General features: G+C 41.2%; 9 protein-coding genes, 7 tRNA genes and 1 pseudogene. 2 read left to right on the top strand and 15 right to left on the bottom strand.

Going from position 1 to position 18356, the window contains the following annotated elements; translation table 11 throughout:
* Positions 1-230: 230 nt before the first annotated feature.
* The 3 genes from fusA to rpsL form a co-directional block, all read right to left on the bottom strand.
* The gene (gene fusA / locus FD50_RS07525) at positions 231-2321 is read right to left on the bottom strand and encodes an elongation factor G (protein WP_056961002.1); all 2091 of its coding nucleotides are present in this window, start codon (positions 2319-2321) and stop codon (positions 231-233) included.
* Positions 2322-2448: 127 nt separating this feature from the next.
* Positions 2449-2919, bottom strand: a complete 471-nt coding sequence (rpsG, locus tag FD50_RS07520; RefSeq protein WP_056961001.1) for a 30S ribosomal protein S7 — start codon at positions 2917-2919, stop codon at positions 2449-2451.
* A gap of 29 nt (positions 2920-2948) precedes the next feature.
* A complete protein-coding gene (rpsL, locus tag FD50_RS07515; RefSeq protein WP_056961000.1) occupies positions 2949-3362 on the bottom strand; it encodes a 30S ribosomal protein S12 in 414 nt (137 codons plus the stop codon).
* Between the two features lie 253 nt (positions 3363-3615).
* On the opposite strand from rpsL, the pseudogene FD50_RS13075 reads away from it, so the two are divergent.
* Together FD50_RS13075 and FD50_RS12945 are read left to right on the top strand one after the other, a co-directional pair.
* Positions 3616-3885: pseudogene (locus tag FD50_RS13075) on the top strand (prepilin peptidase); the annotation flags it as partial.
* Positions 3886-4017: 132 nt separating this feature from the next.
* Positions 4018-4305, top strand: coding sequence for a hypothetical protein (locus FD50_RS12945; protein ID WP_056960999.1), 288 nt, complete (start codon positions 4018-4020; stop codon positions 4303-4305).
* A gap of 160 nt (positions 4306-4465) precedes the next feature.
* Here FD50_RS12945 and gntK read toward each other — a convergent pair whose 3' ends face one another.
* The 12 genes from gntK to FD50_RS07450 form a co-directional block, all read right to left on the bottom strand.
* Positions 4466-6007, bottom strand: coding sequence for a gluconokinase (gene gntK / locus FD50_RS07505; protein WP_056961041.1), 1542 nt, complete (start codon positions 6005-6007; stop codon positions 4466-4468).
* 577 nt (positions 6008-6584) lie between these two features.
* A complete protein-coding gene (gene rpoC / locus FD50_RS07500; protein WP_056960998.1) occupies positions 6585-10247 on the bottom strand; it encodes a DNA-directed RNA polymerase subunit beta' in 3663 nt (1220 codons plus the stop codon).
* A 63-nt stretch (positions 10248-10310) separates the two neighbouring features.
* Positions 10311-13907, bottom strand: coding sequence for a DNA-directed RNA polymerase subunit beta (gene rpoB, locus FD50_RS07495; protein WP_156653517.1), 3597 nt, complete (start codon positions 13905-13907; stop codon positions 10311-10313).
* Between the two features lie 393 nt (positions 13908-14300).
* On the bottom strand, positions 14301-16781 hold the full coding sequence (locus FD50_RS07490; protein ID WP_056960996.1) for an ATP-dependent Clp protease ATP-binding subunit: 2481 nt from the start codon (positions 16779-16781) through the stop codon (positions 14301-14303).
* Positions 16782-16798: 17 nt separating this feature from the next.
* The gene (locus tag FD50_RS07485) at positions 16799-17266 is read right to left on the bottom strand and encodes a CtsR family transcriptional regulator (protein WP_054757885.1); all 468 of its coding nucleotides are present in this window, start codon (positions 17264-17266) and stop codon (positions 16799-16801) included.
* Between the two features lie 381 nt (positions 17267-17647).
* Positions 17648-17721: transfer RNA gene (locus tag FD50_RS07480), tRNA-Pro, on the bottom strand.
* A gap of 40 nt (positions 17722-17761) precedes the next feature.
* Positions 17762-17835 (bottom strand) — tRNA-Pro (locus tag FD50_RS07475).
* A 16-nt stretch (positions 17836-17851) separates the two neighbouring features.
* Positions 17852-17925: transfer RNA gene (locus FD50_RS07470), tRNA-Arg, on the bottom strand.
* Between the two features lie 15 nt (positions 17926-17940).
* Positions 17941-18026, bottom strand: a tRNA-Leu gene (locus tag FD50_RS07465).
* Between the two features lie 14 nt (positions 18027-18040).
* Positions 18041-18112: transfer RNA gene (locus tag FD50_RS07460), tRNA-Gly, on the bottom strand.
* A gap of 7 nt (positions 18113-18119) precedes the next feature.
* A tRNA-Thr gene (locus FD50_RS07455) sits at positions 18120-18195 on the bottom strand.
* 9 nt (positions 18196-18204) lie between these two features.
* A tRNA-Leu gene (locus FD50_RS07450) sits at positions 18205-18289 on the bottom strand.
* Positions 18290-18356: the final 67 nt, after the last annotated feature.

Below are 18356 nucleotides of genomic sequence, written 5' to 3'. Positions count from 1 at the left end.
TGTAAGTATCAAAAAAAGGGGCTGTGACAAAAGTTGAATTTTGTCACCGCCCCTCTCTTTTATTCCGGATAAACGTGTTCCGTAAGTCAAAAATCTTCCGTCTGACTTTCCAATTACTCATAGCAAAGTACTCGCTATGTTCGTAATTTCGAGTTAGTACTCAAATTTTCCCGACTTATGTCACACTCTCTTTCCTAGTTAACCTAGTGACCGTTATGCTTTAGAAATTTCTAAGCATTACCGCCATTTTTCTTAATGATTTCTTCTTGAATTGACTTTGGAACTGGTTCGTAATGGTCCATTGTCATTGTAAATGTCCCACGACCCTGTGTTGAAGAACGCAACACAGTCGCATAACCAAACATTTCAGCCAATGGTACAAAAGCCTTAACAACCTGAGCATTGCCATGAGCTTCCATTCCTTCAACACGTCCACGACGTGCTGTGACATGTCCCATAACATCACCTAAGTAATCTTCAGGTGTGACAATTTCAACCCGCATAATCGGTTCAAGAATCACAGCTCCGGCCTTTTTAGCAGCATTACGTAATGCCAATGATGCAGCAACTTTGAAGGCTGCTTCACTAGAATCGACATCATGGTAACTACCATCATATAACTTAGCTTTAACATCAATTAATGGGTATCCTGCAAGAACACCATTTTGCATTGATTCCTTCAAGCCTTGCTCTACTGATGGAATATATTCCCGCGGAACTACCCCACCAACGATGGCATTTTCAAATTCAAAGCCTTTGCCTTCTTCGTTAGGTGTAAATTCAACCCAAACATCACCATATTGTCCTTTACCACCAGACTGACGGACGAATTTACCTTGAGTTGAAACCTGCTTGGTAAATGTTTCACGGTAAGCAACTTGAGGTTCACCTACTTTAGCTGCAACCTTGAATTCACGTCTCATACGGTCAACAATGATATCCAAATGCAATTCGCCCATTCCAGAAATCAAGGTTTCGCCTGTTTCTGGGTTAGTTTCAGCCTTGAAAGTTGGATCTTCTTCTGCAAGTTTTTGCAAAGCAACGTCCATCTTGTCTTGATCAGCTTTTGTATTTGGTTCAATTGAAACTTGAATAACTGGGTCTGGGAATTCCATAGATTCAAGGATCAATGGACGCTTGACGTCCGTTAAAGAATCACCCGTAGTTGTATCTTTCAAACCAATCGCAGCAGCGATATCACCTGAAAATACTTCAGGAATTTCTTTACGGTGATTTGAATGCATTTGCAACAAACGCCCAACACGTTCACGTTTGTCTTTGGTTGCGTTCAGAACATAAGAACCTGCTTCAAGTGTTCCGGTATAGACACGTAGGTATGTTAAACGTCCAACGAATGGATCAGTTGCAATTTTGAAAGCCAGTCCAGCAAAAGGTTTGTCATCACCGGCAATCAATTCGACTTCTTCGCCGCTGTCAGGATCAGTAGCCTTATATGGCTTAACATCCAGTGGAGATGGCAGATAATCGTTAACAGCATCCAACATCATTTGGACACCTTTATTCTTAAAAGCAGAGCCTGCAAGAACTGGGAATAACTCTAAGCCCAAAGTAGCTTTACGAATCGCATTCTTAAGTTCATCGTTTGAAATTGCTTCGCCACCAAGGTATTTTTCCATAATTCCATCGTCAACATCAGCAATTGCTTCGATCATTGCTTCACGACGTGCCTGAGCGTCTTCTTTATATTCATCTGGAATGTCAACAGTATCCCATTTTGCACCCAGCTTGTCTTCATCATAAATGTCGGCCTTCATTTCGATTAAATCAATGACACCTTCGAAATTATCTTCAGCACCGATTGGCATCTGAATTGCAACCGCATTTGCCTGCAAACGATCCTTAATTGTGCTAACTGAATAGTCAAAGTTAGCCCCAATTTTATCCATTTTATTGACAAAAACAATTCTTGGTACTTCATAGGTAGTAGCTTGACGCCAAACATTTTCAGTCTGAGGTTCAACCCCGGATTGTGCATCAAGAACTACCACAGCACCATCAAGCACACGGAGTGAACGTTCAACTTCAACTGTAAAGTCAACGTGTCCTGGGGTATCGATGATGTTAATGCGATGATCTTTCCATTGAGCAGTCGTTGCTGCAGACGTAATTGTAATTCCACGTTCCTGTTCTTGCGCCATCCAGTCCATTTGTGAAGCACCTTCATGGGTTTCACCGATTTTGTGGATTTTACCAGTGTAGTACAGGATACGCTCAGTCGTCGTTGTCTTCCCAGCATCAATGTGGGCAACAATTCCGATATTACGCGTCTTTTCTAACGGAAATTCACGTTTATTAGCCATTTGAGAGTTTTCTCCTTCCAAATCTACTTAGCAGTATACGAGCATCTAACCAGCTTTCTCAAAAAAATGACTACTATAGGATTTCCTGTGGATTTCCTGAAATCATATAATAGCCATTTTTTAAAAATTACCAGCGATAATGCGCAAATGCACGGTTAGCATCCGCCATCTTGTGGGTATCTTCACGTTTTTTAACTGATGCACCAGTATTATTAGCTGCATCAACAATTTCTTTTGCCAAACGTTCTGACATTGTGTGTTCGCCACGCAGACGTGAGTAGTTAACCAACCATCTTAAAGCCAATGTAGAACGTCTTTCCGGACGAACTTCGATTGGAACCTGATAGTTTGATCCACCAACACGACGAGCCTTAACTTCAAGGACAGGCATTACATTCTTCATTGCTTCTTCGAAAACATCTAAAGGTTCATTGCCTGTTTGTTCCTTAACTTGATCAAATGCTGCGTACAAAATTTTTGAAGCCGTTCCCCGTTTTCCATCAACCATCAAACGGTTGATTAAGCGTGTGACCAATTTAGACTTGTAAATTGGATCTGGGAGTACTTCACGCTTTGAAATTGCACCTTTTCTTGGCATCTAAATAACCTCCTTAAACCAATCCAAATTTATTTCTTAGGTCTCTTGGTACCATACTTAGAACGTCCTTGTTTACGATCTGTAACACCAGCCGTATCCAAAGCACCACGCACAATATGGTAACGAACACCAGGAAGATCCTTAACACGACCTCCACGAATTAAAACAACACTATGTTCCTGTAAATTGTGACCAATTCCGGGAATATATGCTGTAACCTCAATCAGGTTTGACAAACGTACACGTGCATACTTACGCAAAGCAGAGTTAGGTTTCTTAGGTGTCATTGTGCCGACACGAGTTGCAACTCCACGTTTTTGTGGTGCAGGATTATTTGTCTGTACTCTCTTATAACTGTTATATCCGAAGTTTAAAGCTGGGGAATCAGATTTTGAACCTTTAGACTTACGCCCTTTACGAATTAATTGATTAATTGTTGGCATCTAAAGCTTCCTCCTTTCTTTGATTTACCTTTTTAAGTACACACATCCAGGCGGACCATTTTTTCACAAAAAAATAATGCCCAAATGTTTGCAATTGTATGCTAACGCAACACAGTCAGCATGTTCCACAAACGGAAGAACTGTCTACATAAAGCACCTTTTACAGGTTACCACGCTGATGTTGTGCTGTCAACAAGTCAATAAAAAAATAATCACCTCATTTAACGTATCTTAAAACTAAGGAGGGAATTCAATGAAAACAGTCTTTCTTTTTTTGCTTATTTTTTTATTAGGGTCAAGTTGCGCGTCTTTTTCCGTTTGCTGTGGCTGGCGCTTCGCCCATTCAATTTCACTTTTTGTGCCATCTTCTTTCTGTGAACATTGCCATCATCGTCTTAAACTTTATCAACTTATTCCGCTGCTTAGCTTTTGTCTACAACGCGGTCATTGCTTTTTTTGCGGTCAGCAGATTGCGCGCACTAGTACAGTGGTAGAGCTCTTATTCGGGGGATATTCTGTACTGCTTTTTTGGCATGCAAACCCGATATCATTTCTTTTTCTATTTATAGTTGCGTTATGGTCTCTCATTTTAAGTATGCAAGATTATTACAGCCGGACAGTTTCAGCTACATTCCTCCTAGGAGGGGCCTTTTTAATGCTAAGCATTTCATTTGTCGTCCAAAAAAAGCTTTTAAATGACTGGGGGATCATTTTACCACTGGCTGCTTTGTTACTCTTACTGGTGCTGCTCAAAAAAATGGGTTCTGCTGATCTATACTACCTCTTATTTGTTATGCTCGCTTTTGGTACTCTTGCAACTCTCTTTACTTGTCTATTTGCCTCATTAGGCGCACTTTGCTTTAATTATTTTTCTTTAAAAAAAGAGATTCCATTTATCCCGTACCTCTCGAGTGGAATCCTCCTCTTTTTCCTAATCGTTTAAGCTACTGCCAACTGACAATTAACGTTTTTCGACTGCTAACTAAAAATAAATTTTCAAGTGCCGGCTTAAAACTGTTTTAATCCCGAATTCAAAATAATTCGGTCCGTCCAGGTGCAATCATTTATTGATCATTGCTGCTAAATTCTCTGCCTGCTCGTGCTCATTTAGCTTTTAAATGTTTTCGCTGAAAGGCTGCAATTGCACTATATTCTGGGCTGACTGCATGCGCAAGCCGGATCCAAATTGGAAGTAATTCACGATAAACTGCAAAATTTTCTGCTTTAGGAGTATGTACATGCGTCACGCCCACCATTTTCTTAACTACATTCAAGCTATCTACTAACTTTAAGCTGTACATTCCTAACACTGCCGCTCCTAAGCAAGAACTCTCAAAACTTGCTGGAATTGTCACCTGCTGTTCAAACACATCTGCCAAAATTTGTCGCCATAGCTCAGATTGTGCAAACCCTCCTGTCGCCTGAATGCGGGTTGGTTTTCCACTGACTTTTTCGATCATTAACACTACCATATATAAATTGTAAACAATTCCTTCTAAAGCAGCTCTAACCAGATGTGCCCGTGTATGTTGCCGCGTCAAACCAAAAAAAGAACCACGCGCGTCAGCGTTCCACAAGGGGGCACGTTCCCCTCCTAAATAAGGATGAAAAAGTAATCCGTCAGCTCCAGCTGGAATTTCACTTGCAATCTGCGTTAAAGCTTCATAAGTAGGAACTTGAAGCTGTTTGACTGGAGTCTTTTCAGGTGCAAATAACTGATCGCGTACCCAGCGAAAAACGATCCCCCCATTATTTACGGGACCTCCAACTACCCACTTATCTTTCGTCAATGCGTAGCAAAACAGCCGTCCTTGCGGATCGACTACAGGATGATCCAGCACTGTTCGGACAGCGCCACTAGTTCCAATTGTCACTGCCAAAACCCCCGGGTCAATTGCATTTACACCTAAATTTGACAAGACTCCATCGCTGGCACCGTAGATAAAAGGAACATCCGCGCTAATTCCGATAGCTTTACAATAAATTTCAGCTAGCCCTTGAATACTGGCAGTCGGTGACACCAGTTTTGGGAGCTGACTACGTTCAATTCCAGCTACTGCCAGTGCCTGTTCATCCCAATCTAAAGTAAAGATATTGAAGAGACCTGTCGCCGAGGCAAGTGAGTATTCCATCCGATAAACATGAAATAATTGATAAAAAACATAGGTCTTAATATCAATAAAATAGGCTGCTTTTTGAAAAAGGTCTTTTTTTTCATTGCGCAACCAAATTATTTTTGAAAGCGGCGCCATGGGATGAATAGGCGTTCCTGTATGTGCATAAATCTGTTGCCCAACTCCTTGAGCTAATAATTCTTTGCTATATTTAGCAGCTCGATTATCAGCCCACGTGATTGCCCGTGTTAATAACTTGTTTTCATGATCAACCAAAATCAAACTGTGCATTGCAGCAGAAAAACTGATCCCTTGTAATTCACCTGGATTAAGTTTTGCACCTTGAACAACTCGCTGCAAGACTTCAATTACTGCAGCAAGTATCTCCTCTGGATCCTCTTCTGCCATTTCTGGTTCAGTTTGATACAATTGGTACTCACTGTTAGCTGACTGCTTAACGTTTCCTTTCAGATCATATAACACCGCTTTAGTACTAGTTGTGCCAATGTCAACACAAATCATATACTTCACTTTGCTTCCTCCATTCTTTAATCTCGCTTTGCCAAGTCCATTTCGTACGGTAGCAATCGCTTTTTCAGCAAGGATTTCATCTGCAACCGGACGCGCATGCATCTTCCTTCCGGCAAGCCCAGTATATAAACAAGCGTCTTTTTGTGCAAGCTGTTTAAAGCGTACCTCAATTTTTGAAAAGCTTTAACATAACCCACCAACTATGAAGTATAACCGTAGTATCGTGTCTCATCCGTCCTCCTGAAGTTCCAATATCAAACTAGCTGATTCATCTTTTTCAACCTTTCATTTTGAACCAGAGAATCTTTTTAATAATGATTGCCTTCGTCAAGCAAAATCTCACCCGACGTCAATTTTCAGCGGGGCTGTGCTAGTTGTCGCAGTTGACTTCCATCAGAGAGTATTTCACCCAATTCTAGTTTGAATTAAGGATGCTATCCTTTCATTCGAACTAGGTTATCCATCCTATTTTCGCTAAAAAAAAATCTAGCTTAAAGGTCTGGTAACTAACCCTTTAAACTAGATTGCTTTTATTTAAGTCAGACTAACTGCAGTTAATGAGCATTGTCTTAAAAAATTATTTATTTGTATCTTGTGTTTGGCCTTCTTCAGCCTTCATCTTCTTTTCCAAATCGGAAATCGAATAGACATTTTCTGAAACTGCTCCGACTTCTTTAGGCTTAATTTGGCGATAAACTGGCATCCCGGTTCCTGCAGGAATAATCTTACCAATGATAACATTTTCCTTCAAACCAACCAGTGGATCATTCTTACCGCGAATAGCAGCATCGGTCAATACACGCGTTGTTTCCTGGAAGGAAGCCGCTGACAAGAAACTATTTGTTTCCAGCGATGCTTTCGTAATTCCCAGTAAGACAGGACGTGAAGTTGCTGGAATTCCACCTTTGATCAAAGTATCGTAGTTGCGATCTCTGAAATCAATAATATCCATTAAGGTTCCTGGTAAGAGATCTGTATCGCCTGGATCCATAATCCGAACTTTTCTGAGCATCTGCCGCGCCATTACCTCAACGTGCTTATCTGAAATTTCCACCCCTTGCATCCGATAAACCTTTTGAACTTCACGCAGGATATAATTTTCAGTAGAGAGCACATCACGAACTTGAATTAATTGCTTAGGATCAATTGACCCAACCGTTAATGGATCACCACGGTGAATTTTTTCTCCTTCACTAACCTTCAATACTGAAGTAAATGGCAAACTGTACGTCCGGGTATCAGTCTCACCCTTAACTGTAACTTCCTTTGTCCGTTCAGCAGGGTTTTCCTCAATTGCTTCAATTGTTCCGGTAACTTCAGAAATTTCGGCACGTCCTTTAGGGTTACGCGCTTCAAAAATTTCCTGAACACGTGGAAGACCTTGTGTAATATCGTCTCCAGCAACCCCACCAGTATGGAAGGTCCGCATCGTCAACTGAGTACCAGGCTCACCAATCGACTGAGCAGCAACTGTTCCTACTGCTTCACCAACTTCAACCTCATCCCCTGTGGCCATATTGCGACCATAACAATGTTCACAAACACCGTGACGTGTATTACATGTAAACGCAGAACGAATCGTAACCTTTTCAACTCCTGCATCCACAATCTTTTGTGCAAGATCTTCGTCAACTAAAACATTCTTAGGAGCAATGATTGCACCACTTTGAGGATCTTTTACTTCCTTAATTGTATAGCGGCCTAAGATTCGATCATACAATGGTTCGATTAGTTCGTTGCCTTCACGGATAGCAGTCACATCTAAACCACGATCGGTTCCACAATCTTTTTCGCGAATAATAACATCTTGTGCAACATCAACCAAACGACGTGTCAGATAACCGGAATCAGCAGTCTTCAACGCAGTATCAGTCATTCCTTTACGCGCCCCATGAGTTGAAATAAACATTTCCATCACAGAAAGGCCTTCACGGAAGTTCGCAATGATTGGCAGTTCCATTGTCTTGCCATTAGGAGCAGCCATTAAGCCACGCATCCCAGCAAGCTGGGTAAAGTTAGAGATATTACCACGAGCACCTGAATCTGACATCATTTGAATTGGGTTTCTTGGATTCATATTTTGAACCAGTTTCTCTTGAATCTGATCCTTAGCATTGTTCCAAATTGCAATAACCCGTTCATAGCGTTCGTCTTCTGTGATCAAACCTCTTCTGAACTGCTTAGCGACATTATCCACAGCTTTATGGGCATTGTCGATAATTTCTGGTTTTTCCTTCAAATCTGTGACATCAGCAATTCCCACTGTCAATCCTGATTTAGTAGATTCATAGTAGCCAAGATCCTTGAGACGATCAAGCAGCTTAGAAGTTTCTGTAACTTTGAACTTCTTGTAAACTTCAGCGATAATATCACTCAAAAAACCAGCTTTAAATGGTGAAACCAGTTCTTGTTCAGCTAAGAATTGATGAATATCAACTCCCGGGTCAACAAAGTACTTATCCGGAATCCCACCTGTCAAGTTCGCAGCTGTAGGCTCATTCAAGTATGGAAAATCAAGCGGTAAAATTTCGTTGAAAATTGCTTTACCAACCGTTGTGACCATGATTCGTTCTTTTTGCCAATCAGTGAACGGTTTGCCAGTTGCAGCTAACGATGAAGTCTGCAGTCCAATTCGCGTATGCAAATGCACATAATTACTCAGATAAGCCGCTCTGACTTCGTTGACATCTTTGAAGATCATGCCTTCGCCTTCGCGTTTAGTCTCTTCAACGGTCATGTAGTAGTTACCAATTACCATATCCTGAGATGGTGTCACAATTGGTTTACCATCCTTAGGTGCAAGAATGTGATGAGCCGCAAGCATCAACAAACGTGCTTCAGCCTGAGCTTCGTCTGAAAGTGGCACATGGATCGCCATCTGATCACCATCAAAATCGGCATTGTAAGCTTCGCAAGCTAAAGGATGCAAGCGCATCGCTTTACCATTCACCAATGTCGGCTCAAAGGCCTGAATTCCCAGGCGATGAAGTGTAGGTGCGCGGTTTAACAGCACCGGATGCTCTTTAATGACGTCTTCAAGTACATCCCAAATATCTTCATCACGCCGATCAATTTTACGTTTGGCATTCTTGATATTTGATGCCATCTCACGTTTAACAAGTTCTTTCATCATGAATGGCTTAAAGAGCTCTAAAGCCATTTCATGTGGAATCCCCATTTGGTTCATCTTTAATTTCGGTCCGACATCAATAACTGAACGTCCAGAATAATCTACACGTTTACCCAGCAAGTTTTGACGGAAACGTCCTTGCTTTCCTTTCAGCATGTGAGACAAAGATTTCAATGGACGATTACCAGGTCCTGTGACCGGACGTCCACGACGACCATTATCAATTAAAGCATCGACAGCTTCTTGTAGCATCCGTTTTTCGTTTTGCACGATGATTCCAGGAGCATTTAAATCAAGCAGTCTCTTCAAACGATTATTACGGTTAATTACACGCCGGTACAAATCATTTAGATCGGAAGTTGCAAAACGCCCGCCTTCCAGCTGCACCATTGGACGCAAATCGGGTGGAATTACTGGAATTGCATCCATGACCATCCAAGCTGGTTCATTGCCTGACTGTAAGAAAGCCTCCAAAATATCCAGACGGCGAACCGCACGTGTTCTTTTTTGCCCGGTAGCTTCCTTTAACTCTTCTTTTAATTCTTTACATTCTTTTTCAAGACCAACATCTTGCAACAGGGTTCTAATTGCTTCTGCACCCATTCCAGCCTTGAATTCTTGTCCATACTGTTCACGTTTTTCACGATATTCTCGCTCGGTTAACAATTGTTTCTTTTCAAGCGGAGTATTTCCTGGTTCCGTCACTACATAAGAAGCAAAATAAATGACTTCTTCCAACGCTCTAGGACTCATATCGAGCACTAAGCCCATTCTGCTAGGAATCCCCTTGAAATACCAGATATGAGTAACAGGGGCAGCAAGTTCAATGTGTCCCATTCGTTCACGCCGTACTTTTGAACGTGTAACTTCTACACCACAACGGTCACAAACAATTCCTTTATAGCGAATTCGTTTGTACTTCCCGCAGGCACATTCCCAATCTTTAGTAGGGCCAAAGATTCTTTCGTCAAATAAACCGTCTCTTTCCGGTTTAAGTGTGCGGTAGTTAATTGTCTCCGGTTTCTTTACTTCTCCATATGACCAACTGCGGATCTTGTCAGACGAAGCCAAACCGATTTGCATACTATCGAATTTATTGACATCGATCAAAAGACCGACCTCCCTTTCATCTAGTTGATTTCAGTGCGAAAAGGTCCAACGACTTGAAAAAAATTAATTTTCGGTCTTTGTTTCAGCCTTTTCCGTGTCTCCAACTGCATCTTGTGCTTTCTTTTCTGCTTGTTCTTTAGCAAGCTTACTTAATGCATCGACGTTAACAACCTCATCATCATCGTCGTCCATATCACGCAACTCGATTTCTTGTTTTTCATTGTCCAAGACTTTCATGTCCAAGCCAAGGGACTGCATTTCCTTTACTAGTACACGGAATGATTCCGGAACTCCTGGTTTTGGAATCGGTTCGCCCTTAACGATTGCTTCATAAGTCTTAACACGACCAACAACATCATCTGACTTATACGTCATGATTTCTTGCAGTGTATATGCAGCACCATATGCTTCCAAAGCCCAAACTTCCATTTCACCAAAACGCTGACCACCAAACTGAGCTTTCCCTCCTAAAGGTTGCTGAGTTACAAGTGAGTACGGTCCGATCGAACGTGCATGGATCTTATCATCAACCATATGCGCAAGCTTCATGTAGTACATCACACCTACAGCAATTCGATTATCAAAGGGTTCACCTGTCCGACCGTCATAAAGTACTGACTTGCCATCGCTAGCCATGCCAGCTTCTTTAATAGCCGCCCAGATATCATTATCCTGTGCCCCATCAAAAACAGGAGAAGCAACATGGATTCCAAGTTTGCGTGCAGCCATTCCTAAATGCAGTTCAAGAACTTGTCCGATATTCATACGTGAAGGCACACCCATTGGGCTAAGCATAATATCAACAGGAGTTCCATCAGGCATAAATGGCATATCTTCTTCAGGAATAACGATTGAAACCGTTCCTTTATTACCATGCCGTCCGGCCATCTTGTCACCAACTTGAATCTTACGTTTTTGTGCAATATAAACACGAACCATCATATTCACACCTGGTGAAAGTTCATCTCCAGCTTCACGCGTAAAGATTTTCACGTCCTGTACAATTCCACCGCCACCATGCGGTACACGTAAGGAGGTATCCCGAACTTCGCGTGCTTTTTCACCAAAGATAGCGTGCAATAAACGTTCTTCAGCTGATAATTCAGTAACCCCTTTTGGAGTTACCTTACCGACTAGAATATCGCCATCATGAACTTCAGCCCCAATCCGTACAATTCCAAATTCATCAAGATCTTTTAGTGCATCTTCTCCGACATTAGGAATTTCACGGGTCATTTCTTCCGGCCCTAGCTTTGTATCACGTGCTTCTGATTCATGTTCTTCAATATGAATCGAAGTATAGACATCTTCTTTTACCAAACGTTCATTAATTGCAATTGCATCTTCGAAGTTGTAACCATCCCAAGTCATGAAAGCAATTAATGGATTTTGACCTAAGGCAAGCTCTCCGCCTTCCATGGATGGCCCATCTGCAAGAATTTCATCTGGATCAACATGATCGCCAACTTTAACAATCGGACGTTGGTTATAGTTCTTGCCGCCATTTGAACGCCGGAACTTCATCAGCTTGTACTTATCAAGTGAACCATCTTCGCGGCGCACACGAATTTCACGTGCATCGACATATTCAACGTTTCCAGCATGTTTGCTAATTAAAGCTACCCCGGAATCATGCGCAGTCTTATACTCAATCCCAGTTCCTACAAGTGGAGCATGTGGATCTAACAATGGAACCGCCTGACGCTGCATGTTGGCCCCCATTAACGCACGATTGGAGTCATCATTTTCCAAGAATGGAATACATGCAGTCGCAACGGCTACAACTTGTTTAGGAGAAACATCCATATAATCGACTTTGTCGACAGTAATTTCAATATTTTCACTCTTACTACGGGCCATAACAACATTATCAACAAATGAACCATCATCATTTAATGGTGAATTAGCCTGTGCAATTACATAATTATCTTCTTCATCCGCGGTCAGATAATCAATTTTATCTGTAACTTTATGCGTCGTCCATGAAACACGCCGATATGGAGTCTCAATAAACCCGTATTTGTTAACCCGTGCATATGATGACAAACTATTAATCAGTCCAATATTAGGACCTTCAGGAGTTTCAATTGGGCACATCCGACCGTAATGCGTATAATGCACATCACGAACCTCATAACCCGCACGATCACGTGTCAAGCCACCCGGTCCTAAGGCTGACAAACGCCGTTTATGCGTTAATTCACCCAACGGATTAGTCTGATCCATGAATTGTGAAAGTTGAGAACTACCAAAGAATTCTTTAATAGAAGCAACAACTGGGCGAATATTAATCAATTGCTGTGGTGTAACAGTCGAGGTATCTTGAATCGACATTCTTTCACGCACAACACGTTCCATCCGAGATAACCCAATTCTAAACTGATTTTGCAGTAATTCACCAACTGAACGAATCCGACGATTACCTAAATGATCAATATCATCAACCACGCCAATTCCTTCTTGTAAGTTGAAGAAATAATTCATTGAGGCAATAATGTCAGCCGGCAAAATGTGTTTGAATTTAAGATCAATATTTCCATTGCCAATCATATTAACTACTCTGTCAGGATCATTAGGAGAATACACTTTAATCATCTGCAGCGTCATTGGATTGGTAACCACCCCTTCTTCTGAAGGATGGAAGACAACCGTCTTAAAGTCATTTCGTTCCAAATAAGGTGCTAATTTTTCCATAACATGCTTATCCAAAACAGTATCTTTATTAACAATAATCTCGCCTGTTTCTGGATCAGCTAAGGTTTCAGCCAAAGTCAGATTCAGTAAGCGTGTTTTTAAATTCAATTTTTTATTGATCTTGTAACGCCCTACAGGTGCAAGATCATAGCGCTTTGGATCAAAGAAACGCGCAGTCAGCAAACTTCTGGAACTATCCGCTGTCTTAGGTTCACCTGGACGTAACCGTTCGTAAATGTCTTTCAAAGACTCGACTACCCGCGAATCATCGGCATTTTTATGCACATCTTTTTCAAGTGTCAACATCAAACTGTCGTTTTCACCTAACAATTTGATAATTTCGTCATCTGTGCTATAACCTAAAGCACGAATCAGCTCTGTTAGTGGAATCTTACGGGTACGGTCAATTCGCACATAGGCAATGTTTTTTGAGTCAGTTTCGTACTCAAGCCAAGCACCCCTATTAGGAATAACTGTCGTTCCGTAATTTTCGCGACCATTTTTATCAAGTTCAGAGTTGTAATAGACCCCTGGTGAACGCACTAACTGGGAAACAATTACACGTTCTGCCCCATTAATAATGAACGTTCCTTGTTCGGTCATTAACGGAAAATCACCAAAGAAAACGTCTTGGGATTTGATCTCACCAGTCTCATGATTAATCAAATTCAAAGTAACATGCAACGGTGCGGAATAATTCGCATCATGCTGCCGGGCTTCTTCGACCGTATATTTTGGCTCCAGTAATTGATAATCAACGAATTCTAGTGACAAGTTACCAGCAAAGTCTTCGATTGGCATAATGTCTTCAAACATTTCACGCAGACCTTCATCTAAGAACCATTTGTAGGAATCCGTTTGAATCTCGATCAGATTTGGTAAATCCAAAACTTCTTTGATCCGTGCGTAACTTCTACGGGTACGGTGTTTACCGTATTTTACTAAATGTCCTGCCAAGTTGTTCACCTCTCAAAATTTTTCTGCGACAGCCATCAAACAAATATTACAATTTGATTACAAATTGCAAATTTATTGTTTTTTTGGCAAAAAAAAACCAAAAACAGCACACACCTCAACGGGTGATAACCACTATTTTTGCTTCCTATCAAGACAACTATGGACAATAGATCACAGCTGTCAAATATTTCACAGTTTTGCAATTACTTACTATAACAAGCTTTTTAAAGACTGTCAAGTTTAATGTTGATTTTAAGGAAAAATCCACAGAGGTATGCCACACTAGGACAAGCCTTGCAAAACAAAGCTAAGGGATTGGTCCAAAACTAATGTTTTGATCCAACCCCTTAGCACTTGCATGTCATAAACCGACACCCTTTTGGTGAAAAAAGCTTTATTTTATTATTTTGTCAGTTGTTTGTTGCGCCCTCTGTTAGAATCGTTATCTTCATCTTTTACCGAGAAATTAATCTTGCCTTTGCTTGCACCAATTGTAACTTTACTGCCGACTTTCACTTGCCCGGTAATCAATAACTCACTTAAACGATCCTCGACTCTTGTCTGCAATGCTCGCCGAATTGGTCTTGCACCATACTCCGGATCGAAACCAGCCTTGCCGATAACATCAATTGCAGCAGGAGTAATTTTAATCTCCACGTTTTGTTCACGCACACGATCGAGCAAATCTTTCGCCATCAATTTGACAATCTGATGCAGCTCTTCTTTCTTCAGTGGGTGGAAGATAACATTTTCATCAATTCGGTTGAGAAATTCGGGCCTAAATGTCTTTTTAAGAATCTCGCGAATTCGCTTTGACATCTCCTTAAAGTTATCTTGCACAGAGACGCTTGCAAAACCAACTTCCTTTTCATCTCTAAGTGCGGTTGCACCCAAGTTAGAGGTCATAATAATGATCGTATTTCTAAAATCAACTTGTCTGCCTTTTGAATCTGAAAGATAACCATCATCCAACACTTGCAAAAGAATATTGAAAACATCTGGATGTGCTTTTTCAATTTCATCAAATAAAACTACGGAGTAAGGATGCTGTCTAACTTTCTCAGTCAGCTGTCCGCCTTCTTCATAACCCACGTAGCCAGGAGGCGAGCCAATTAAACGACTAGTTGCGTACTTCTCCATGTACTCACTCATGTCGATTCTGATCATTGCATCATCTGAACCAAACATCGCTTGTGCCAAAGCCTTCGCTAACTCAGTCTTCCCGACACCTGTCGGTCCTAAGAAGATAAATGAGCCCACGGGCCTATCAGGATCTTTCAAACCGCTTCGTGCTCGTCTGATTGCGCGTGAAACTGCAGAAACAGCTTCATCTTGACCAATCACTCGCTTATGAAGAACTTTCTCCAAATCAAGCAAACGTTCTGATTCTTTTTTCTTCATTTGTGTCAAAGGTACACCTGTCCACTCAGAAGCGACTGCTGCTACATCTTCTTCAGTAACTTTTGTATCATACTGTCCCTTTTTTTCAGCTGCAGCTTCCGTCAGCTTGTCAAGTTGCTGTTTCGCACGTAATTCTTTCTTACGAATTGCCGCAGCTTCTTCAAATTGTTCTGCACTGAGGGCCACAATCTTTTGCCCTTCCAATTCCTTGAGTGCAGCCTGTTTGTTAGCAATCTTCTTGGATTGTCCAACATTGTCAAGCCGCACACGAGCTGCAGCTTCATCCATCAAATCGATTGCTTTGTCAGGAAGGAAACGATCCGAAATATAACGGACACTTAAACTGACCGCTGCCTCAAGTGCTTCATCTGTGATTTTGAGTTGATGATGTTCTTCATAACTCGGCCGCAATCCTTTAAGAATTGCAACTGTATCCTTAGTAGAAGGTTCTTCAACTAATATCTTGGCAAACCGCCGTTCAAGTGCAGAATCTGTCTCAATATATTTTTGAAATTCATCCAAGGTTGTTGCACCAATAACTTGAACTTCTCCTCGTGCTAATGCTGGTTTTAAAATATTAGAAGCATCAATTGCACCTTCAGCTCCACCAGCTCCAATCAAGGTATGCAACTCATCAATGAAGAGAACTACATGTCCATCAGCATAAATCTCATCAATAATTTTTTTAACACGATCTTCAAACTCACCACGATACTTTGTACCTGCAACTAATGAGCCCATATCCAGCATCATCACGCGCTTGTTTTGCAATGACTCTGGAACATCACCCTTGACAATGTATTCGGCCAAACCTTCAGCAATCGCCGTTTTTCCAACTCCAGGTTCACCCAGTAAAACTGGATTATTCTTGGTTCGTCTACTTAAAACTTGGATTAAGCGTCTAACTTCTTTTTCGCGCCCAATCACGGGATCAATTTTCTTTTTACGCGCTAGCTCGGTTAAATCCCGTGCTAATGAATTCAACGTTGGTGTTCCAGCAGATTTAGTCGCCTTTTTTTCATACTTCTTCATTTGTGCTTCACTAAGACCCAATTTATGCACAATTGCTTGATACATTCTGCGAGTATCAACATTTAATCCTTGAAGGATTCGAGTTGACAGTATGTCGTTGTTTCGCAACAGGGCCAATAACAGATGCTCAGTTCCAATTTTAATTGAGTTGGTTCGCTTGGCTTCTTCACCAGCAACCGCTAAAATCTCTTTCGCCCGCGGAGAATACGGCAGATAACCCTTGCTAGTCCGTTTCAAAGTTCCATAACCAGCAAGTCGTTCGATTTCTTCGCGCACATCAGTCTCTGTCACAATGAATTGTTTTAAAACTTTTGCCGCAATCCCATTTTCCTCAAGCGTTAAAGCGAGTAGCAGATGTTCTGTCCCAATTGCCTGGTGCCGGAAATACTTTGCCTGTTCCTGTGCTAAGACCAAAACCTTTCTTGCACTGGGAGTAAATAAGTTATCCATAATTGTGCCCTCACTTTCTAATCATCGTAACGCAGACGATTTAATACATTTACAAGGATACGCGCTCGCAAAACATTTTCAAGTTTGTGGCTCTCAAATGCTAATGTTTTTCTATCAATTGACGCTAGAATAATATTTGCTTCTCTTCGTGATAAGAAACCATCCTGAAACAAGCTTTGAATAATTTGAAAAGCCTTATTCAGATCGATCTCGTCACCGATTAATGAAAGCAGATCATCTAAAACAGTGGAATCCTCAACTAAATTTACCTTTGCAATTCTGATATAACCACCGCCTCCGCGTTTGCTTCTTACTATATATCCATTTTGGATCGTAAAACGTGTGTTGATTACATAATTAATCTGAGATGGTACGCAATTAAAAAGTTGAGCAATTTCAGAACGTCTGATTTCAACTTGACGTGAATCAGCCAAGATACTTTTCAGATATTTTTCAATAATATCTGAAATATTCTGACCTTGCATGCAATCATCTCCTTGAATTTGACTAATATTGACTTTCATTATACGAAAAAATTTCTAAAAAGCAAAGTTATTAATTCGGATTTGCAAAATATTTACCACACATGGTTTTGAAGATAGTCTAGTCCCTTCTCTATTATTAGCAAAAATCCACCAACTATCTTTGGTTTAACTTCTTAATTTCATTTTATAATCTGCACATTACCATGTCCAATTATCTTTTGCCATCATTAATTTGCAGTAACTGAATTTGATCGCTGCTTTCTAACTCTTACTCTTATTAAAAAGTAAAAAGCTCTAATCTGAAAACTGACCTTCATCAATTCTCAAATTAGAGCTAACTCTAAATTGTTATATTAACATGTTTCACTGATCTAACTCATATCGGGAAAACAAGATTCGAACTTGCGACCCCTACGTCCCGAACGTAGTGCTCTACCAAGCTGAGCTACTTCCCGAAAACAATACACAAAACTGATTGTTTAAAACTGAGGATGATCGGGAAGACAGGATTCGAACCTGCGACCCCCTGGTCCCAAACCAGGTGCTCTACCAAGCTGAGCTACTTCCCGATAAATAAAACAAAAATGCACCCAGTAGGAGTCGAACCTACAACCTTCTGATTCGTAGTCAGACACTCTATCCAATTGCGCTATGGGTGCATAATAATATAATTATGCCGAGGACCGGAATCGAACCGGTACGGTAATCACTTACCGCAGGATTTTAAGTCCTGTGCGTCTGCCAGTTCCGCCACCCCGGCAAATAATATTAACAAGCGGAAGACGGGATTCGAACCCGCGACCCCCACCATGGCAAGGTGATGTTCTACCACTGAACTACTTCCGCATAAAAATGGTGCCGACTAGACGATTCGAACGCCCGACCCTCTGATTACAAATCAGATGCTCTACCAACTGAGCTAAGTCGGCAAAAATAAATGGTGCGGGTGAAGGGATTTGAACCCCCACGTCTTTCAACGCTAGAACCTAAATCTAGTGCGTCTGCCAATTCCGCCACACCCGCAAAATTGACGCATGAGTCGTGACAGGCTCGAACTGTCGACCCTCTGATTAAAAGTCAGATGCTCTAC

This window comes from Liquorilactobacillus satsumensis DSM 16230 = JCM 12392, from assembly GCF_001435195.1.
Taxonomy (GTDB): domain Bacteria; phylum Bacillota; class Bacilli; order Lactobacillales; family Lactobacillaceae; genus Liquorilactobacillus; species Liquorilactobacillus satsumensis.
Note: the sequence above shows the minus strand (reverse complement) of the source record. Positions and strands in the feature narration are given on the sequence as shown.

Bases quoted from the DNA above. Each gene is read 5' to 3' on its own strand.
- FD50_RS07485 (WP_054757885.1), bottom strand. From the start codon at position 17,266: ATGCAAGGTCAGAATATTTCAGATATTATTGAAAAATATCTGAAAAGT.
- FD50_RS07490 (WP_056960996.1), bottom strand. From the start codon at position 16,781: ATGGATAACTTATTTACTCCCAGTGCAAGAAAGGTTTTGGTCTTAGCA.
- fusA (WP_056961002.1), bottom strand. From the start codon at position 2,321: ATGGCTAATAAACGTGAATTTCCGTTAGAAAAGACGCGTAATATCGGA.
- FD50_RS12945 (WP_056960999.1), top strand. From the start codon at position 4,018: ATGCTAAGCATTTCATTTGTCGTCCAAAAAAAGCTTTTAAATGACTGG.
- rpsL (WP_056961000.1), bottom strand. From the start codon at position 3,362: ATGCCAACAATTAATCAATTAATTCGTAAAGGGCGTAAGTCTAAAGGT.
- rpsG (WP_056961001.1), bottom strand. From the start codon at position 2,919: ATGCCAAGAAAAGGTGCAATTTCAAAGCGTGAAGTACTCCCAGATCCA.